The 14,572-nt window shown below is 69.2% G+C and carries 14 protein-coding genes and 3 pseudogenes; 7 read left to right on the top strand and 10 right to left on the bottom strand.

Translation table 11 applies throughout. The annotated features are described in order from the left end of the window. Nucleotides 1-120 precede the first annotated feature (120 nt). The gene (locus ACIPC1_RS33000; RefSeq protein WP_402523697.1) at nucleotides 121-1,152 is read left to right on the top strand and encodes a hypothetical protein; all 1,032 of its coding nucleotides are present in this window, start codon (nucleotides 121-123) and stop codon (nucleotides 1,150-1,152) included. Between the two features lie 18 nt (nucleotides 1,153-1,170). Then, nucleotides 1,171-2,154 carry a replication initiator gene (locus ACIPC1_RS32995; protein WP_402523694.1) on the top strand — a complete coding sequence of 328 codons (984 nt, stop codon included), beginning with the start codon at nucleotides 1,171-1,173 and terminating at the stop codon, nucleotides 2,152-2,154. Nucleotides 2,155-2,180: 26 nt separating this feature from the next. Here the strand turns inward: ACIPC1_RS32995 and ACIPC1_RS32990 are convergent, their stop codons facing one another. The 3 genes from ACIPC1_RS32990 to ACIPC1_RS32980 all read right to left on the bottom strand — a co-directional run bounded on the left by ACIPC1_RS32990 (nucleotide 2,181) and on the right by ACIPC1_RS32980 (nucleotide 4,768). Continuing rightward, on the bottom strand, nucleotides 2,181-2,849 hold the full coding sequence (locus ACIPC1_RS32990; RefSeq protein ID WP_402523692.1) for a hypothetical protein: 669 nt from the start codon (nucleotides 2,847-2,849) through the stop codon (nucleotides 2,181-2,183). A 29-nt stretch (nucleotides 2,850-2,878) separates the two neighbouring features. Next, nucleotides 2,879-3,880, bottom strand: a complete 1,002-nt coding sequence (locus ACIPC1_RS32985; RefSeq protein ID WP_402523689.1) for a hypothetical protein — start codon at nucleotides 3,878-3,880, stop codon at nucleotides 2,879-2,881. A gap of 408 nt (nucleotides 3,881-4,288) precedes the next feature. Beyond that, nucleotides 4,289-4,768 (bottom strand): recombinase family protein, encoded by a 480-nt coding sequence (locus tag ACIPC1_RS32980; RefSeq protein WP_402523687.1) that lies wholly within the window; start codon nucleotides 4,766-4,768, stop codon nucleotides 4,289-4,291. A 291-nt stretch (nucleotides 4,769-5,059) separates the two neighbouring features. Here ACIPC1_RS32980 and ACIPC1_RS32975 point away from each other — a divergent pair. Then, nucleotides 5,060-5,362: pseudogene (locus tag ACIPC1_RS32975) on the top strand (MFS transporter); the annotation flags it as partial. Here ACIPC1_RS32975 and ACIPC1_RS32970 read toward each other — a convergent pair. The 3 genes from ACIPC1_RS32970 to ACIPC1_RS32960 all read right to left on the bottom strand — a co-directional run bounded on the left by ACIPC1_RS32970 (nucleotide 5,324) and on the right by ACIPC1_RS32960 (nucleotide 8,588). Next, nucleotides 5,324-6,169, bottom strand: coding sequence for a spermidine synthase (locus tag ACIPC1_RS32970; RefSeq protein ID WP_402523684.1), 846 nt, complete (start codon nucleotides 6,167-6,169; stop codon nucleotides 5,324-5,326). The pseudogene ACIPC1_RS32975 and the gene ACIPC1_RS32970 sit on opposite strands and share 39 nt — an antisense overlap. Nucleotides 6,170-6,363: 194 nt before the next feature. Further along, nucleotides 6,364-7,533 carry an elongation factor Tu gene (gene tuf / locus ACIPC1_RS32965; protein WP_402523682.1) on the bottom strand — a complete coding sequence of 390 codons (1,170 nt, stop codon included), beginning with the start codon at nucleotides 7,531-7,533 and terminating at the stop codon, nucleotides 6,364-6,366. A 320-nt stretch (nucleotides 7,534-7,853) separates the two neighbouring features. Continuing rightward, on the bottom strand, nucleotides 7,854-8,588 hold the full coding sequence (locus ACIPC1_RS32960) for a DNA alkylation repair protein (protein WP_402523680.1): 735 nt from the start codon (nucleotides 8,586-8,588) through the stop codon (nucleotides 7,854-7,856). A gap of 49 nt (nucleotides 8,589-8,637) precedes the next feature. On the opposite strand from ACIPC1_RS32960, the gene ACIPC1_RS32955 reads away from it, so the two are divergent. After that, nucleotides 8,638-9,504, top strand: a complete 867-nt coding sequence (locus ACIPC1_RS32955; protein ID WP_402523678.1) for a TVP38/TMEM64 family protein — start codon at nucleotides 8,638-8,640, stop codon at nucleotides 9,502-9,504. Nucleotides 9,505-9,704: 200 nt separating this feature from the next. Here ACIPC1_RS32955 and ACIPC1_RS32950 read toward each other — a convergent pair. Continuing rightward, a pseudogene (locus tag ACIPC1_RS32950) lies at nucleotides 9,705-9,869 on the bottom strand (steroid 3-ketoacyl-CoA thiolase); the annotation flags it as partial. A 233-nt stretch (nucleotides 9,870-10,102) separates the two neighbouring features. Here ACIPC1_RS32950 and ACIPC1_RS32945 point away from each other — a divergent pair. Further along, entirely contained in the window at nucleotides 10,103-10,564 is a 462-nt protein-coding gene (locus ACIPC1_RS32945) for a winged helix-turn-helix transcriptional regulator (protein WP_402523676.1), read from the top strand. Between the two features lie 27 nt (nucleotides 10,565-10,591). Here ACIPC1_RS32945 and ACIPC1_RS32940 read toward each other — a convergent pair whose 3' ends face one another. After that, nucleotides 10,592-11,359 (bottom strand): cupin domain-containing protein, encoded by a 768-nt coding sequence (locus ACIPC1_RS32940; protein ID WP_402523674.1) that lies wholly within the window; start codon nucleotides 11,357-11,359, stop codon nucleotides 10,592-10,594. After that, nucleotides 11,335-11,762 (bottom strand): annotated as a pseudogene (locus tag ACIPC1_RS32935) (DUF6807 family protein); the annotation flags it as partial. The pseudogene ACIPC1_RS32935 and the gene ACIPC1_RS32940, both read right to left, overlap by 25 nt. A 231-nt stretch (nucleotides 11,763-11,993) precedes the next feature. On the opposite strand from ACIPC1_RS32935, the gene ACIPC1_RS32930 reads away from it, so the two are divergent. Both ACIPC1_RS32930 and ACIPC1_RS32925 read left to right on the top strand, forming a co-directional pair. Continuing rightward, the gene (locus tag ACIPC1_RS32930; protein WP_402523672.1) at nucleotides 11,994-12,869 is read left to right on the top strand and encodes an undecaprenyl-diphosphate phosphatase; all 876 of its coding nucleotides are present in this window, start codon (nucleotides 11,994-11,996) and stop codon (nucleotides 12,867-12,869) included. A gap of 341 nt (nucleotides 12,870-13,210) precedes the next feature. Beyond that, a complete protein-coding gene (locus tag ACIPC1_RS32925) occupies nucleotides 13,211-13,390 on the top strand; it encodes a hypothetical protein (protein WP_402523670.1) in 180 nt (59 codons plus the stop codon). 435 nt (nucleotides 13,391-13,825) lie between these two features. On the opposite strand, the gene ACIPC1_RS32920 is transcribed toward ACIPC1_RS32925, so the two are convergent. Further along, entirely contained in the window at nucleotides 13,826-14,566 is a 741-nt protein-coding gene (locus ACIPC1_RS32920; RefSeq protein WP_402523668.1) for an SDR family oxidoreductase, read from the bottom strand. Between the last annotated feature and the right edge of the window lie 6 nt (nucleotides 14,567-14,572).

Genomic DNA, 14,572 nt, shown 5'->3' with positions numbered 1-14,572 from the left:
GAGAACAGACCTGTCCGGGCCGTCCACCTCCCTGACATCCCGTCAGGCACCTGCTCCGGTACATGTCTGACGAGACGCAGTGACCGAAACGTGTCACACGCGGCACTAAGGTGACTCCTCATGTGGCCAGGACAGCAGCCGCCCGGGGGCGAGCAGAACCCGCAGGACCAGAACCCGTACCAGCAGCCGGGGTACCAGCAGCCGAATCCGTACCAACAGCCCGGATATCAGCAGACGGGGTATCCGCAGCCCAACCCGCATGGAGAGCAGCCGGGGCAGCAGCAGTGGGGCGCTCCCACGGTGCCGCTCGGGGCACCTCAAGCACCCGGCGGTCCGGGCGGCGGCGGGAACAAGACCAAGATCACGGCGATGGTCGCGGCGTCCGCCGTCGTGATCGCGGCCGGTGTCACCGGCTACCTCGTCCTCGGCGGCGGCAAGGACGACAACGCGGGCGGCGACCCGTCCAAGTCCCCCTCGGCGTCCGCCTCCACGTCGCCGAGCGCGAGCGGCGGTGACGACAACCCGCGGGGCGACGACGAGGAGCAGGCGACGGTCGCGGGCTGGAAGGTCGTCGTCAACCCCAAGTGGGGCACGGCCTTCGACGTACCGGCGGACTGGGAGGTCCAGACTCCCGGTACGTTCGTCGGCTTCGAGGACGACAAGAAGGGCGACGGTTCCGTACTGATCGGCATGTCCGCTCCCGCGTTCCTCCAGGAGAAGTGGTGCACGTCCGACGCCGACAAGGACGGCTACGAGGAGCAGTCGGCGCTGGCGGCCGTGGGCACCAAGGGACAGAGCGGCGCCAAGAACACCGACGACGTCGCCCAGAACGACTCGGCCTGGTGGGTCTTCGGCGGCTACACGGACCAGAAGGACGCCTCGAAGAAACTGCTCACGATCGGCAAGCCGAAGGCGTACACGACGACTTCGGGCATCAAGGGCAGCGTCGTGACGACGTACTCGTCCGGCGTCCCCAAGAAGGACAAGTGCGACACCGACGGCAAGGCGACCACCTTCGCCTTCAAGAACTCGGCCGACGACTTCGTGTCCTGGACCTTCTACGGAGCCAAGGGCGTGTCCGAGGAGGTCTCGGACGAGACCGTGCAGAAGATCCTCGGCACGGTACGGCTGCACGGTGAGCCGACGGGTTAGGTCGGGACCGCGGGAGCAGTGAACCTGGACCGCGCTCACCGTGTCGACGTACCGACGTACCGACTCGGTGAGCCGCGGTCCGCGCGGAGCAGATTTCCGTACGGCCGTACTCAGCGCCCCCGCACCGCCCCGTCCTTCGGGCCCGTGCACCACACCGGGGATCGCTGCCGACCACGCCGTGACGGCGGCAAGTGCGACCACGGTCGCCCCCTCGGCTGCGGCACCCTCCATGACGCGAACGACCCTCTCGTCGGCCAACCCCTCTGCACCGACTGCTACGACTGCCCGGCACACGTCCTCTGGCACGCTCACGCAGGAAAGCTCTGGGACCGCTTCGTCATCGGCGTCCGCCGTCAACTCGCCTCGGCGGTAGGCCTCGTACAGTCCCGGCTCTCGGATCACGCGCGGCTGTCCTTCGCACGCGTCGCGGAGTATCAGAAGCGGGCGGCCGTCCACGTACACGCCGTGGTTCGCCTCGACGCCCCGGCCGGACCGAACGACGAACCGCCGTCGTGGGCCAGTGCCGACCGGCTCGCAGATGCCGTGCACGGGTCCGAGCGGCGGGTGCTTGTCCGCACTCCGTACAGCCCCGCCGTCGGTGAACTCGCCCTGCGCTGGGGCGTCCAGGTCGACGCCCGTCACCTGCGTGCCGACCGTCCCGGCCCGGATGACCATGCCGTGGCCGCGTACCTCGCCAAGTACGTCACCAAAGGAGCGAGCGAGACAGGCGCCGGCACGGACCGCAGGCTCACGGCCTGGGACGACATCGACGCGGCTCCCGTAACCGACCACGTGCGGGCACTCATGCACACCTGTTGGCGTCTCGGCGGCCTGCCCGAGTATGCGCCCCTGCACCTACGGGCCTGGGCTCACACCCTTGGCGCGGGCGCATGCGCGCATGTCTCCCCTTGGTCTGATGCTCAGTGGCGTCGGACGAACACCGCTCTGGGCCTGGAAGTCTCCACACATGGCCGAGCCCGCCACCATCGTCGTATGAGGTGACGGGCTTCCCGTTGCTCCCGGCGTCTTCAGCTCTGCTTTCCGTCACACACGACGGTGCCGCCGACCGTGTGCGGGATCAGTGAACCGCAGGCGACCATCTTCCAATCCAGCCGCAGCGTGTACGGCTTTCCACTCATGTGGTAGTCGATCCACGCGGTGTCGATGAAGCCGCCCTGCTTGCCAACGTCCAGGACGAACAGCAGTTCTGTGAAACCTGTCCCTTCCTTGTCCTGATCGGCGCAACTCTGAGTGATGCGGTTTCCTGCCCCGGCGTCGGAGTAGTCGCCGGGTGCCTTCCGCTCCTGAAAGTGCTGCGGTTCACCCAAGGCGGCTCCGATGATGCCGGCGTCGACGGTTTCCTTCCACATTTGCGGGGTCACAGTGCGCAGTTTCAGCGAGACCGACTTCGGCTTGACCGGCGTGTGGTACCGGATAGCGTCGATGGTGATCGCCTCCCCGTTGGTCGAGCACAGCAGATAGCTGCCGAACGTCACCGCCCACGGAGTGTTCTTGGGCGCGTAGACAGACGTGACGCCCTCGGCGGTATGGGATTGGAGCGGGCCCTTTCCGCTGACGTGTTCCACACGTTCATCATCGTGCAGCCATCCGGTCAGCAGGGTCAGTGCCACCGCTGCCGCGACCAGGATCAGCGCAGCTATTCCCTTGGGGGAGCGGAGGAACCGCCGTGCGGACACAGCGGCTCCCTCACTCGTGAAACCGCGGATCACAGTTCCTCTTGAATTCGGTTGTAGTACTGCTGCACCTTGGAGGCATAGTTCGGCTTGTCCGAGTTACCGCACAGTGAGTCGTGCCCGGCGTCCATCTTGTAGCTGAGGGTGGAGCCCGAGGTGTACGCCCGCGTCGTGCTCAGTTCGATGCCGATCACTGAACTGATCTTGACGCCTCCGGAGTTGGAGTACGACTTACCGGTGGTCTTCGTCCATGTGCCCGCAGGCATGTCGAAGGCGCACTTCGCGCGAGACAGCCAGTTCGGCGGGAGGCCGTTCGTGTGGATGGTCTTCACTCCGCCAGTCTCGGACACGGCCTTCACCTTGCGGTTGATGATCACGCCGCCGCAGTCGTACTTGTACTTGTAGTAGCGGACCTCGGCCCGGTACGAAATGGTCGGGTTGGTGTCGGCGTCCCACACGAAGTCGAAGCCCTTGGTGTTGGCGACCGAAGAGCTGCCGGACGCGGACCACTTCGTGCCGTCCGTGGTGACCCCAGCCCCGTAGGTGATCTCAGCGCCATCGTTGTGGGTCATCCACACCTTGCCGCGCGTCGTGCCGTAACCGGGGGCGGCCGGGTAGCCCTCGCCGATGGTGGCCCAGGCGTCGTTCTGACCAATCTTCGTCGTGCGGCAGGTATCAGCGCGGGGCGCGAAGGCGGTCTTCGTTCCCTTGGCGGCCTTGCTCAGGTGAACCTTGACCATGGGTGTCTGGCTGGCGGCGGAGAGGGCGGTCGCGGCCTGTCCGGAGGCGATCGGGTTCGCCCAACTCCGGGCCGACGCGGACCGGGCTGATGCGGACCGGGTGGCTGCCTCACCGACGAGACGTACGGATTGGGTCGTCCACGCGTAAGCGTCGCTCTTCGGGTCGTAGACCTGTAGCTCCAGGGATACCAGGCCGTTGGTTCCTATGTAGCTGTCGGGCACGTCGGCGGGATCGACTGCGACGGTAAACGAGTTTCCGTTGGTGCTGATACCTGTGGTCGGCAGGTTCAGCATCGGGACTTCCTCGCCATCGGCGAGGTCGGCAGTCTGTGTAGCGGGAAGGTCGGCGCGAAGCGTGAACAGGGCTCTGTCCAGCGGTATTTGAGTGTCAATCTGTCCGGTGAACGCCACCGGATCCCCGGTTGCCGCCTGGGCAGCCGGCACGTTGACAAGACTGGCGACAGCGCAGGCGCCCACCGTGAGCACAGCGAGTTTCCTCGCGATCATTCGAATTCCCCCTGGTGCGCTTGCACAGAAACCCGGAAGACGATCCCTCCGGTTGAGTGGTCGGCATGAACCTATCAAGTTCCTGTGGCCGCCCTCTGTATCCCATCTCACACCCACTCCGTACGTCAGAGAGGGAGGCGCTAACGGATTGCCGGAGGGGAGTCGTCAATCAAGTGGCACGGTCACGGCGAGGCATCAGCGCAGCACCATATTCCGTAGAGTTCGAATCTGACGCGGCCTTGCAACTGCGTCCTCCCTGCCGCAGCGGAGTATTCCGGTGGACAGATAGACGCGGGCGTTGTGGCCGCCCCCACGCATGGGGCCGTCGCCAATGATCTCTTGGATTGCCTCCCACTCGGACACCTCCAAGATCGGCGTCCACTGCCCCCTGACGGGCTCGCCCTCGTCATCGTGAGCGATCCTCAGATTCCGGATCTCTCGGCCCGACTCCGGGTCGAACTCGATCACGACGTGTGATCGATACCCGCACAGGCGTGGATTGCGCATCATGTCCCTGAGCGCGATCCAAGTCCACGGGTTGCCCTTCGACGTGGTGATCCCATTGCGGTTCCAGGCGGCATTTGCTTGAGGTCTTCCAACGCCCCTTCGTGCACAGGCCGTACGACGCGGTAGCCGACACTGCCGTCCGGCAGACGTACGCGCCTGCGCTTGCACGCTGAGGTGTCCGGCTCCATGTACGTGTACACGTACCGTCCGCCGCGGCTCTCAACGAACCCGCGGCCGTCCCTCTCCTGCTCCTCACTCCTCAGTGCTCTTGATGTCCCTGCCGGTCATGAACCGGGGCCGGGACTCATCCAATGTGCCGTCAGAAGACAGTTCACCCTCTGCTTCCTCGGTCGACAGCCGGGCCAGTCCGGCCCAGTTCTGCCCCTCCAGGTTTCCCCAGTGCGCTCGCTGTACCAAGTCAGCGGCCATACAAAGAGGTTACGTTCGAAAGGGCGCTGCGCGCTGCACCAGGAGATCCCCGAGGACAAGCTCTCGCGTGTCTCCGCCTACGACTGGTTCGGGTCGATCGCGATGGTTCCGCTGGCCACGGCAATGGCGGGCCCGGCGGAGGTGGCCTTCGGCCGTACGGCCTCCCTGTGGGGCTGCGCGGTCCTCGTCGTCGTGGTCACGGCGGCGGTGCTGTGCGTGCCGGACGTACGGAATCTGACGCGGCGGACGAAAGCGGTGGCGCAGGGGGTGGCCGCGCCGGACCGGGCCCCGGGGTCAGCCGATGCTGAAGGCGCCGTCGGGCGGCTCGGGTGAGGGGACCGCGTCCTGGTCCCGTACAGGCTTCGCGCCGCCGATGAACTCCCGCAGCGCGGCGCCGTGTTCGACGCGCGCCGGGAAGGCGTCGGAGGCGGTACGGCGGGCGAGGGTGGCGGTGTCGAGGGGACGGTGGGAGGCCACGAGCACCGCGTTGCCGAAGCGGCGGCCGCGCCGGACGCCGGGTTCGGCGATCAGCGCCAACTCCTCGAAAACCGTGGCGAACGTGGCCAGTTGGGAGCGCAGGAAGCCGAAGGGCGCGGCGTCGGCGAGGTTCGCGAGGTAGACACCGTCGGCGCGAAGGACCCGTTCGGCCGCCCGCGCGTACGCCACGGAGGTCAGATGCGCCGGGACGCGAGTGCCGCCGAAGACGTCCGCGATCACGATGTCGACGGAGTCGGGCGCGGCGGCTTCGATCCAGGCGCGGGCGTCCGCACCGTGCAGCGCGATGGCCGCGCCGTCGGACACGGGCAGGTACTCGACGACCAGGGAGAGCAGACCGCCGTCGGCCTCGACCACGTCCTGCCGCGACCCGGGCCGGGTCGCGGCGACATAGCGCGGCAGGGTGAGCGCGCCCCCGCCGAGGTGCAGCACGTCCAGCGCCCGCCCCGGTTCCGCGACCGTGTCCACCACATGCCCGAGCCGGCGCGCGTACTCGAACTCCAGATGCGTCGGCTCGTCCAGATCGACATACGACTGCGGCGCCCCGTCCACCGTCAGCAGCCACGCCCGCTTCCGGTCGACGTCCGGCATCAGCTTGGCGGTCCCGTGATCCACGTCCCGCGTCACGGGTATCGGCTCGTCCACCCTTCTATTGTGCGGCCAGTTCTCAGCCCGTCCGCCGTTCGAGGACAAGGCCGTCCAGCCCGATGCGGGGGTCTGGGGGCCGGCAGCTCCCAGGTACGGGAGGGGGCGAAAACTGCCGGGCCTCGGGGGTGGGGGTGGGGGTGGGGGGGGCCGCCCCCCCCCCCCGCCCCCCCCCCCCCACCCCCACACAACCGTCAGCCGACCGACGTCACCGTCCCCGCACCAACCGTGCGGCCCCCCTCCCGGATCGCGAAGCCGAGCCCGAGCTCCAGCGGAACATCCCGCCCGAGCTCCACCGCCATCGTGACGGTGTCACCGGGCCGGGCGACCGCCGTCTCCCCGAGGTCGACATCACCGACCACGTCCGCGGTACGGATGTAGAACTGCGGCCGGTACCCGGTGGCCACCGGCGTCGTACGACCTCCCTCGCGCGCCGAGAGGACGTACACCTGTGCCGAGAACCGACGGCTGGGCACGACACTGCCGGGCGCGGCCACGATGTGCCCGCGCCGGACGGCGTCGCGCGGTACCCCGCGCAGCAGCAGCGCCACGTTGTCCCCGGCCTGCGCCTCCTCCATCGGCTTGCCGAAGGTCTCCAGGCCGGTGACCACCGTGTCGACGGCGGCGCCGAGCACCTCGATACGGTCTCCGACCCGGATCGTGCCGCGCTCGACCGCCCCGGTGACGACGGTCCCGCGCCCGGTGATCGTGAGCACGTTCTCGACCGGCAACAGGAACGGCGCGTCCAGGTACCGCTCCGGAATGGGCACGTACGTGTCCACCGCGTCGAGCAGCGCGTCGATCGCCGCCGTCCAACGGGGGTCCCCCTCAAGGGCCTTGAGACCGGACACCCGTACGACCGGTACGGAGTCTCCCCCGTACCCGTGCGCGGAGAGCAGTTCGCGCACCTCCAGCTCGACGAGGTCCGTGAGCTCCTCGTCACCCGCGTCGGCTTTGTTGAGGGCGACGACGATGTGGTCGACGCCCACCTGCCGGGCGAGCAGCACGTGCTCGGCGGTCTGCGGCATGATCCCGTCGAGCGCGGAGACGACGAGGATCGCCCCGTCGAGCTGGGCGGCGCCCGTGACCATGTTCTTGATGTAGTCGGCGTGGCCCGGCATGTCGACGTGCGCGTAGTGCCGGGTGTCGGTCTCGTACTCGACGTGCGCGATGTTGATGGTGATGCCGCGCGCGACCTCTTCCGGCGCCCGGTCGATCCGGTCGAACGGGACGAACGTGCCGGAGCCACGGTCGGCGAGAACCTTGGTGATGGCGGCGGTCAGGGTGGTCTTGCCGTGGTCGACGTGACCCATGGTGCCGATGTTCAGGTGCGGCTTGGTCCGCACGTAAGCCGTCTTGGGCATGGCTGTACCTCGAAGCCTCTTCAGTGTCAGCGGAGCTGAGTGATGGCCCCGGCGCGTACGGGCCGGGACGGGGACCCCCGAGGACTTGCCGACCCTCCCCCTGCGGGGTCCGCCGGACGATCCGGGAAGGGTCAGCTTCGGGCGCCGTCGACGGCGGCCACGATGATCGGGACGGCAGCCTTCGGCGCATCCGCGACTGCGGATGCTGCGAGGAAGAAGGCGTACCGGAACATGAGGAGATCTTCGCCGACGCGTCTGCCCACGTCGAATGGTTTTCCGCAGCCTGGAGGCGGGTGTTTCCGCTGGTGCGTGAGGAGGCTTCAGGGCCCGATGTTCTTCAGAGCCTCACGCACGGACAGCGGCGCGAACCGCCCGCGCTCCTTGGCCACGAAGACCCGTACCGCCTGCGGGTCGGTCTTCGCGTACTCACGCAGACACCACCCGATCGCCTTGCGAATGAAGAAGTCGGGGTGCCCGGCCTGGCGGACGCAGTACCCGAAGAGGCGTTCGGTGTCGGTGGCGTCCTTGTAGCGGAGCTGGTGGAGCAGGGCCGTGCGCGCGACCCACAGGTCGTCGTCCTCGATCCACGTGTCCATGTCGGTCTTCAGCTTCGGGTCGGCGGCCACCAGGCCTCCCACCACGTGGGAGGCGAGTGCGTCGACGGTGTCCCACCAGGAGACCGTGGAGAGGAGCTGCCGTGCCACCGGCAGGAAGCCGGAGGACAGGCGCTTCACATGACGGTGCAGGTAGTCGACGGCGAAGTAGTGGTACTCGCGCTCCGGCAGCGTCCAGCAGCGAAGGGCGACCGCGACGCAGTCGGCCTCGTCGGGAGGTGCGGTATTCAGGAGGACCGTGCGCGACAGGGCGCGCCGCTCGGGTGTGGTGAGACCGAGGAAGGGCGCGATGCCCTTCATGTACGTGCGCATCGACACGGCCCGTTCCGCATCGGCCGCGGCGGCGTATGTGGCCGTGAGCCGTTCCAACAGGGTGTCCGCCAGGACGCTGTTCGGCACCTCGAACGGTGCACCTGACGTTCCGGAAGCTGTGACGCCCATGAGGCGAACCATACGGCGATCACACATCTCGGTCGGCTAGTGTCGCCGGATGCTCGATGCCACCACCCGCTCTGGGGGCACCGCCACGGCCACTCCCCCGGTCACTCCCCCGACCGCCGCCACGGAATTCTCCGTCGCGAGAGATCTCGTCGTCTCCACGGAGCTCTCCGTCGCGAAGGAACTCGCCATCTCCACGGAGATCGCCGTCGGCGCATCCACGGGCCTGATCGTCAGACCCGCCCGTCTGGCCGCGCGCTGCACGAGAGCCCTGCTCTCGCCCTGGTCGCGGCTCTCCCTGCTGGCGGTGCTGCTCGCGGGGGCCGCGTCGAGTGTGCTGCTGTTCGAACCACAGCGGCTGCTCTCCGACGGCTGGCCGCCACAGCTCAACGGTGCGGCGGCGGTCGTGGCCTTCGCGGTGGCGTACGGGCTGGTCACGGTCGCGTTCGTGCCTCGGCCCCTGCTGAGCCTCGCGGCGGGCGCCCTCTTCGGCTCCCAGCTGGGCCTTGCCGCCGCCGTCGGGGGCAGTGTGCTCGGCGCGGGACTGGCCTTCGGGCTCGGCCGGCTGCTGGGGCAGGACGCGCTGCGCCCGCTGCTGCGCGGGCGCTGGCTGAAGGCGGCGGACGGGCAGCTCAGCCGTCACGGCTTCCGCTCGATGATGGCGGCCCGGCTGTTCCCGGGCATCCCGTTCTGGGCGGCCAACTACTGCGCGGCCGTCTCCCGCATGGGCTGGCTGCCGTTCCTCCTCGCGACGGCGCTCGGCACGATCCCGAACACCGCCGCGTACGTCGTCGCCGGAGCCCAGGCCTCGGCACCGACTTCGCCCGCCTTCCTCATCGCGATGGCCTTCATCGCCGTACCGGCCCTCGCCGGAGTCGTGGTTGCCTGGCGCAAGCGCCACCACCTGCGCGGCCGCTAGGTCCTGACCGGCCGGTCAGGTCGCAGGAGAGTGGCGGCGCCTCAGCAGTGCCGACGACCGGCGGCTAGCCGCGGACGTGCGTGCGGTATCCCGTGTCCGCAGCATGATCGGCGGGCAGGGCCTGCCACTCCGCGCGGATCCGAGGCATGATCGGCCGGGCCCTTCCTCGGCAGGGCCACGGCCGCCCAAGGGCGGTGTGACAGAGCCTCCAGGGCCATCGCGTTGGCGAGCCCGCTCGCCTCGCACATCGTCTCCAGCGCGTAGTGGGCTCCCCGCTCACGCATCGCGTGGACGAGGGCGGTCGTCAGGCGTGTTCCGCTCGCGCCGAGGGGATGGCCGATCGCGATCGGCCCGCCGTGCACGTTTCCGGAGCGTGCGGCGAGGGCGCGCAGCGTGTGGGCGAGGAGTTCCACGGGTGGACGTGGGCGAGGGAGCCGTTCGGCTTGCCCTTGCCGACAGGGGTGCGTACGGCTTCGACGATCACGGCGTCACGCATGGCTGATCTCCAAACTCACAGAGTTTGTTTTCCAGACCCACCGAGTGAGCCAAGAGTAGCTCAGTGAGTTGGAACAACCAACCCACCCATTAGACTGGTGGCATGAAGGACGCCCGCCCCTGCTCGATCGCCGCCACGCTCGCCCTGGTCGGCGAGAAGTACTCCCTGCTGGTGCTGCGCGAGGTAGCGCTCGGCGCCACGCGCTTCGACCAGCTCGTCCGCAACATCGGCGCCCCGCGCGACGTACTGACCGCCCGGCTGAAACGGCTCGTCGACGCCGGCGTGCTGGAGAAGGTCGAGTACAGCGATCGCCCCAAGCGCTACGAGTACCGGCCCACGGCGGCCGGGCTGGAGCTGGAGCCCGTCCTGCTCACGCTCATGGCGTGGGGCGACCGCCATCTCCAGGAGGACGGCTTCCGGCCCATGGTGCTGGAGCACACCTGCGGCAGTGAACTGGTCGCGCAGGTCGTCTGCAGGGAGTGCGGCAAGGAAGTCGAACACGACGACCTGACAGCGCACCCGCAGGCCCCTGGCTGGACGGTGACGGGGCCCGCGGCGGCGTAGCGGACGACTGCCGATCTGGCTACCGGCTCACCTCTTGCCGTCGTAGACGTCGAGCCGTCCGCACATCCCGAACCGGCCGTGCGCGGACGGCTGTTCAGCCCGTACGAGGGCGTCGCGGAGGTGGGACATGTCGCCCCGCTCCAGACGGTCGAGCTGCTGCCCCGTGGCCGCGGCTGCCGCCTCGGCGCCCCGCTGCCACCGCTCGCGCCACTCGGCGAGCCGGGGCCGGACCAGCGCGGCGGCGGCCCGGTGGAACGCGGCGAGCGGCTCGGGCCCGGCCACGTCGCGCAGCGCCCGGTAGCCCTCGACAGCGAGGTCACGCCGGGCCCGGGCGACCCGCTCCCGTTCCTCCTCAGGCGCGTCGGCCGGGATGACCGTCGCGGCCGCATACCTATCCGCGTCGGTCAGGTAGCGCGTGGGCAGGGTGAGCACGGCGTCGCCTGCCTCCGGAAGCCCGTTGTTCTGCATGAGTACGGTGATGCGCAGGTCGTCCTCGTTGACCAGCCGGTGGATGGTGCCGGGCGTGAACCACACGACGGTGCCGGGTGAGAGCGGCGTGACCTCGTACCCGGACGTTGTCAGCGTCTGCACCGCGCCCCGCCCGCCGGTGACGACGTACGCCTCCGAACAGGTCAGGTGTACATGGGGAGTTCCGCCGCGGACGCCGTCTGCCGCGGGCCAGTCGTAGACGCGCAGGTGCGAGACGGCGACGGCTCCCGGGAGCCCGGCGAAACCCCTGAAGGCCGCCTCGCCCGGTGCACTCCGCGAGCTCACCACGGGTGCTCCTCCAGGCATTTCGCGACCTCCTCGCGCTCCCGGACCCCCTCGGCCACGACGACCCGGTAGCGGCGGGTGAGCGTGTCGCCGGGTGCCAGTTCCAGTTCGTCGTGGAAGGCGAGCGACGGGGCGAGGGTGGCGAATGGTTCGTTGCGTACGAACCAGTGGGCCGGGTGGGCTCCCGCCTCCCCGGGGTGGTCGTTCTCAGGGACGTGCGCGAGGACGAGCGTCGCGTATCCGTCGGAGCCGTCGCGTTCCCCCGAGTACGCGAACCAGGGTGCCTGCCGCCCCATCAGCCCGGCCCCTTCGGAGTGGGGCCGATGACCCGCCCGTCCCGGAAGGACCGCGGTCCCCGACAGAACAGGCCCGTACAGCCTGCCATTTCGCGCCCCCCAGGTGTCGGACTGACGAAGCGCAGCGGCACCGCTGAAACGTATGCGTCGGCCCAGCCGCGGGGCAACACCTGCAACGTGATCGTCCAGCACCCGTACCGGCCTCCGGAGCCTCCTGTGCACTCAGCCTACGAAACCCCTGTGGCAGGACTGTCGGACGGGGACGCTACGCTGCCCTCAACACCACCCGTGATCACCGCGATCAGCGGCGCGGTGCGCCCGTCGCCCCTCCACGATCAGTACGGGGACCACGTAACTTCATGTCTTGGTTTGAATCCCTCATCCTCGGACTCGTCCAGGGGCTGACCGAGTTCCTTCCCGTGTCTTCCAGCGCGCATCTGCGGCTGACGGCGGCTTTCGCGGGCTGGGAGGACCCGGGCGCGGCCTTCACCGCGATCACCCAACTCGGCACCGAGGCCGCGGTACTGATCTACTTTCGCAAGGATGTCGCGCGGATCATCTCGGCGTGGTCCCGCTCGCTCGTGAACAAGGCGATGCGCAGCGACCACGACGCGCAGATGGGCTGGCTGGTGATCGTCGGCTCGATTCCGATCGGTGTGCTCGGGGTGACGCTCAAGGACCAGATCGAGGGGCCGTTCCGCGATCTGCGGATCACCGCGACGATGCTGATCGTGATGGGCATCGTCATCGGTATCGCCGACCGGCTCGCCGCCCGCGACGAGACGGGCGGGAAGCACCGGGCCGCCAAGGAACGCAAGACACTTCAGGACCTCAACACCAAGGACGGCCTGCTGTACGGCCTCTGCCAGGCGATGGCGCTGGTCCCCGGCGTCTCCCGGTCGGGCGCGACCATCAGCGGCGGCCTGTTCATGGGCTACACCCGTGAGGCGGCGGCCCGTTACTCCTTCCTGCTCGCCATGCCGGCCGTACTGGCCTCCGGGGTCTTCGAGCTCAAGGACGCCAGCGAGGGCGGCGACGTCTCCTGGGGCCCGACGATCTTCGCGACGGTCATCGCGTTCGTGGTCGGGTACGCCGTCATCGCATGGTTCATGAAGTTCATCTCGCACAAGAGCTTCATGCCGTTCGTCTACTACCGCATCGCCCTCGGCATCGTCATCATCGCGCTGGTGACGACAGGGCAACTCAGCCCGCACGCCGCGGAGTCGGCGGGCTGACGACCTCGCTTCCGGCACGCCGGCACGGGGTCGGCGCGCCGAGGCCCAACTCCCCGGCACCCGGAGCCCGGTGCGCGGGCCGACGAGGTACCGCCCGTCATGGCGGCGCCGGCCCTCCTCGGCAAGGGAACTCCGCGCGGCGGGACATCACGGCGCCGACCGCCCACTCCACCTGGCATCTCACCCCGCTCCGCGACGAGTTGGTCAGCTCGATGGACCCCTGCTGACTGGTCTCCGACCTGGGCCGAGCGGCCGTGAACGCGTCGGTCGTGACCAACCACATACGAGCTGAGTAGCCGTCTGGTAGCGCACTGTCAGTCCTTGCCCTTAGTCTTGCAGCCATGTCCCCCAATTTCGTGGCCTCTGGTTCCGTGCGGTCTGCCGCCGCAGTGAACGAACAGATTCGCGCGCTGTGGATGCGCGCGGGCGGCTCCCTTTCGGCGCAGGAGCGAGCAGAGTACGAGCTGTTGGTCGTGGAGTGGGCCAAGGCGATACGCGGCGAGATCACCGAGGCGGCCTGAGGGCGGAGCCCGATCGCTCAGGGGGCTGAGGCCGGAGTCCGGTCACTGAGCTGGCTTGGGGTCGGCGTCGGGTCGCCGAGTCGGCTTGGGGTCGGAGACCGATCGGCGAGGCGGCCTGGAGTCGGAGTCCCGGGCGCGCCACCGGGCGCGGGCGCTCCCGCCCGTGCTCGCGCGGATCCAATGAGCCGCCGCCTGAAGGCGTTAGGCGGACGACGGCAACGGCAACGGCGCGAAGGCGACGCGGACAACTGCGACGGATCGATGGCGCCCCAGGCACAACGGGGACCGGCCCATGGCGCCGCGGACACACCGCCGTCAGCCCCACGATGCCGCACGCCCGACGGCGACGACCGAAGGCGCCGCGGGCACGCCGGCGACCGTCCGATGGCATGGCACGCTCGACAGCGCCGCCCCGCCCCACCACCCGTTCGTCCGTCACCGTCCCCCGGAAACCCGCAACACAGCCCCCGTCGTGTACGAGGCGTCGGAGGACATCAACCAGGCGATGGCGGCGGCAATTTCCTCGGCCTGGCCGGCCCGGCGGAGCGGAACGGCGGACGCGGCGCGCTCGGCCCGGCCCGGATCACCCATCGCCGCGTGCATCTCGGTGTCGATCATTCCCGGCGCGACGGCGTTGACGCGGATGCCGTCGGGTCCGAGCTCCTTGGCGAGGCCGATCGTGAGGGCGTCGACGGCTGCCTTACTGGCCGCGTAGTGGACGAACTCCCCCGGGCTGCCCAGCGAGGCCGCCGCCGAGGAGACGTTCACGATGACCCCGCTCCCCCAGGCCGCCATCGACCGGGCCGCCCGCCGCGAACACAGCAGCGTGCCCAGGAGGTTGACCTCCACCACCCGCCGCAGATCGGCGGGGTCGGCGTCCGCGAGCCTGCCGAGCGGGCCGGTCACCCCTGCGTTGTTCACCAGTCCCGTCACCGGTCCCAGCCGGTCCGCCGCCGTGTCGAACAGCCGCTCCACGTCGGCTTCGTCGGAGGTGTCTCCTCGGACCGCGACACAGCGCGCCCCGGCGGCCCGGACGGCAGTGGCGGTCCATTCGGCGGCGGCGCCGTCACTGACGTATCCGAGCGCGATGTCGTGTCCGTCCGCCGCGAGGCGCGTACAGGTCGCGGCGCCGATCCCCCGGCTACCTCCCGTGACAACCGTGACAGGACGTGACATGGCACT

The organism is Streptomyces sp. NPDC087263 (genome assembly GCF_044744645.1).
Lineage (GTDB): Bacteria > Actinomycetota > Actinomycetes > Streptomycetales > Streptomycetaceae > Streptomyces.
The sequence above is the reverse complement of the archived record's forward strand: the minus strand, read 5'-3'. Positions and strand labels throughout refer to the sequence as shown.

What these genes read in the sequence shown, in the direction of transcription:
- ACIPC1_RS32945 (WP_402523676.1), top strand. Translation starts at nt 10,103, where the DNA reads ATGAAGGACGCCCGCCCCTGCTCGATCGCCGCCACGCTCGCCCTGGTC.
- ACIPC1_RS32930 (WP_402523672.1), top strand. Translation starts at nt 11,994, where the DNA reads ATGTCTTGGTTTGAATCCCTCATCCTCGGACTCGTCCAGGGGCTGACC.
- ACIPC1_RS32985 (WP_402523689.1), bottom strand. Translation starts at nt 3,880, where the DNA reads ATGCTGAACCTGCCGACCACAGGTATCAGCACCAACGGAAACTCGTTT.
- ACIPC1_RS32955 (WP_402523678.1), top strand. Translation starts at nt 8,638, where the DNA reads ATGCTCGATGCCACCACCCGCTCTGGGGGCACCGCCACGGCCACTCCC.
- ACIPC1_RS32925 (WP_402523670.1), top strand. Translation starts at nt 13,211, where the DNA reads ATGTCCCCCAATTTCGTGGCCTCTGGTTCCGTGCGGTCTGCCGCCGCA.
- ACIPC1_RS32940 (WP_402523674.1), bottom strand. Translation starts at nt 11,359, where the DNA reads ATGCCTGGAGGAGCACCCGTGGTGAGCTCGCGGAGTGCACCGGGCGAG.
- ACIPC1_RS33000 (WP_402523697.1), top strand. Translation starts at nt 121, where the DNA reads ATGTGGCCAGGACAGCAGCCGCCCGGGGGCGAGCAGAACCCGCAGGAC.
- ACIPC1_RS32960 (WP_402523680.1), bottom strand. Translation starts at nt 8,588, where the DNA reads ATGGGCGTCACAGCTTCCGGAACGTCAGGTGCACCGTTCGAGGTGCCG.
- tuf (WP_402523682.1), bottom strand. Translation starts at nt 7,533, where the DNA reads ATGCCCAAGACGGCTTACGTGCGGACCAAGCCGCACCTGAACATCGGC.
- ACIPC1_RS32920 (WP_402523668.1), bottom strand. Translation starts at nt 14,566, where the DNA reads ATGTCACGTCCTGTCACGGTTGTCACGGGAGGTAGCCGGGGGATCGGC.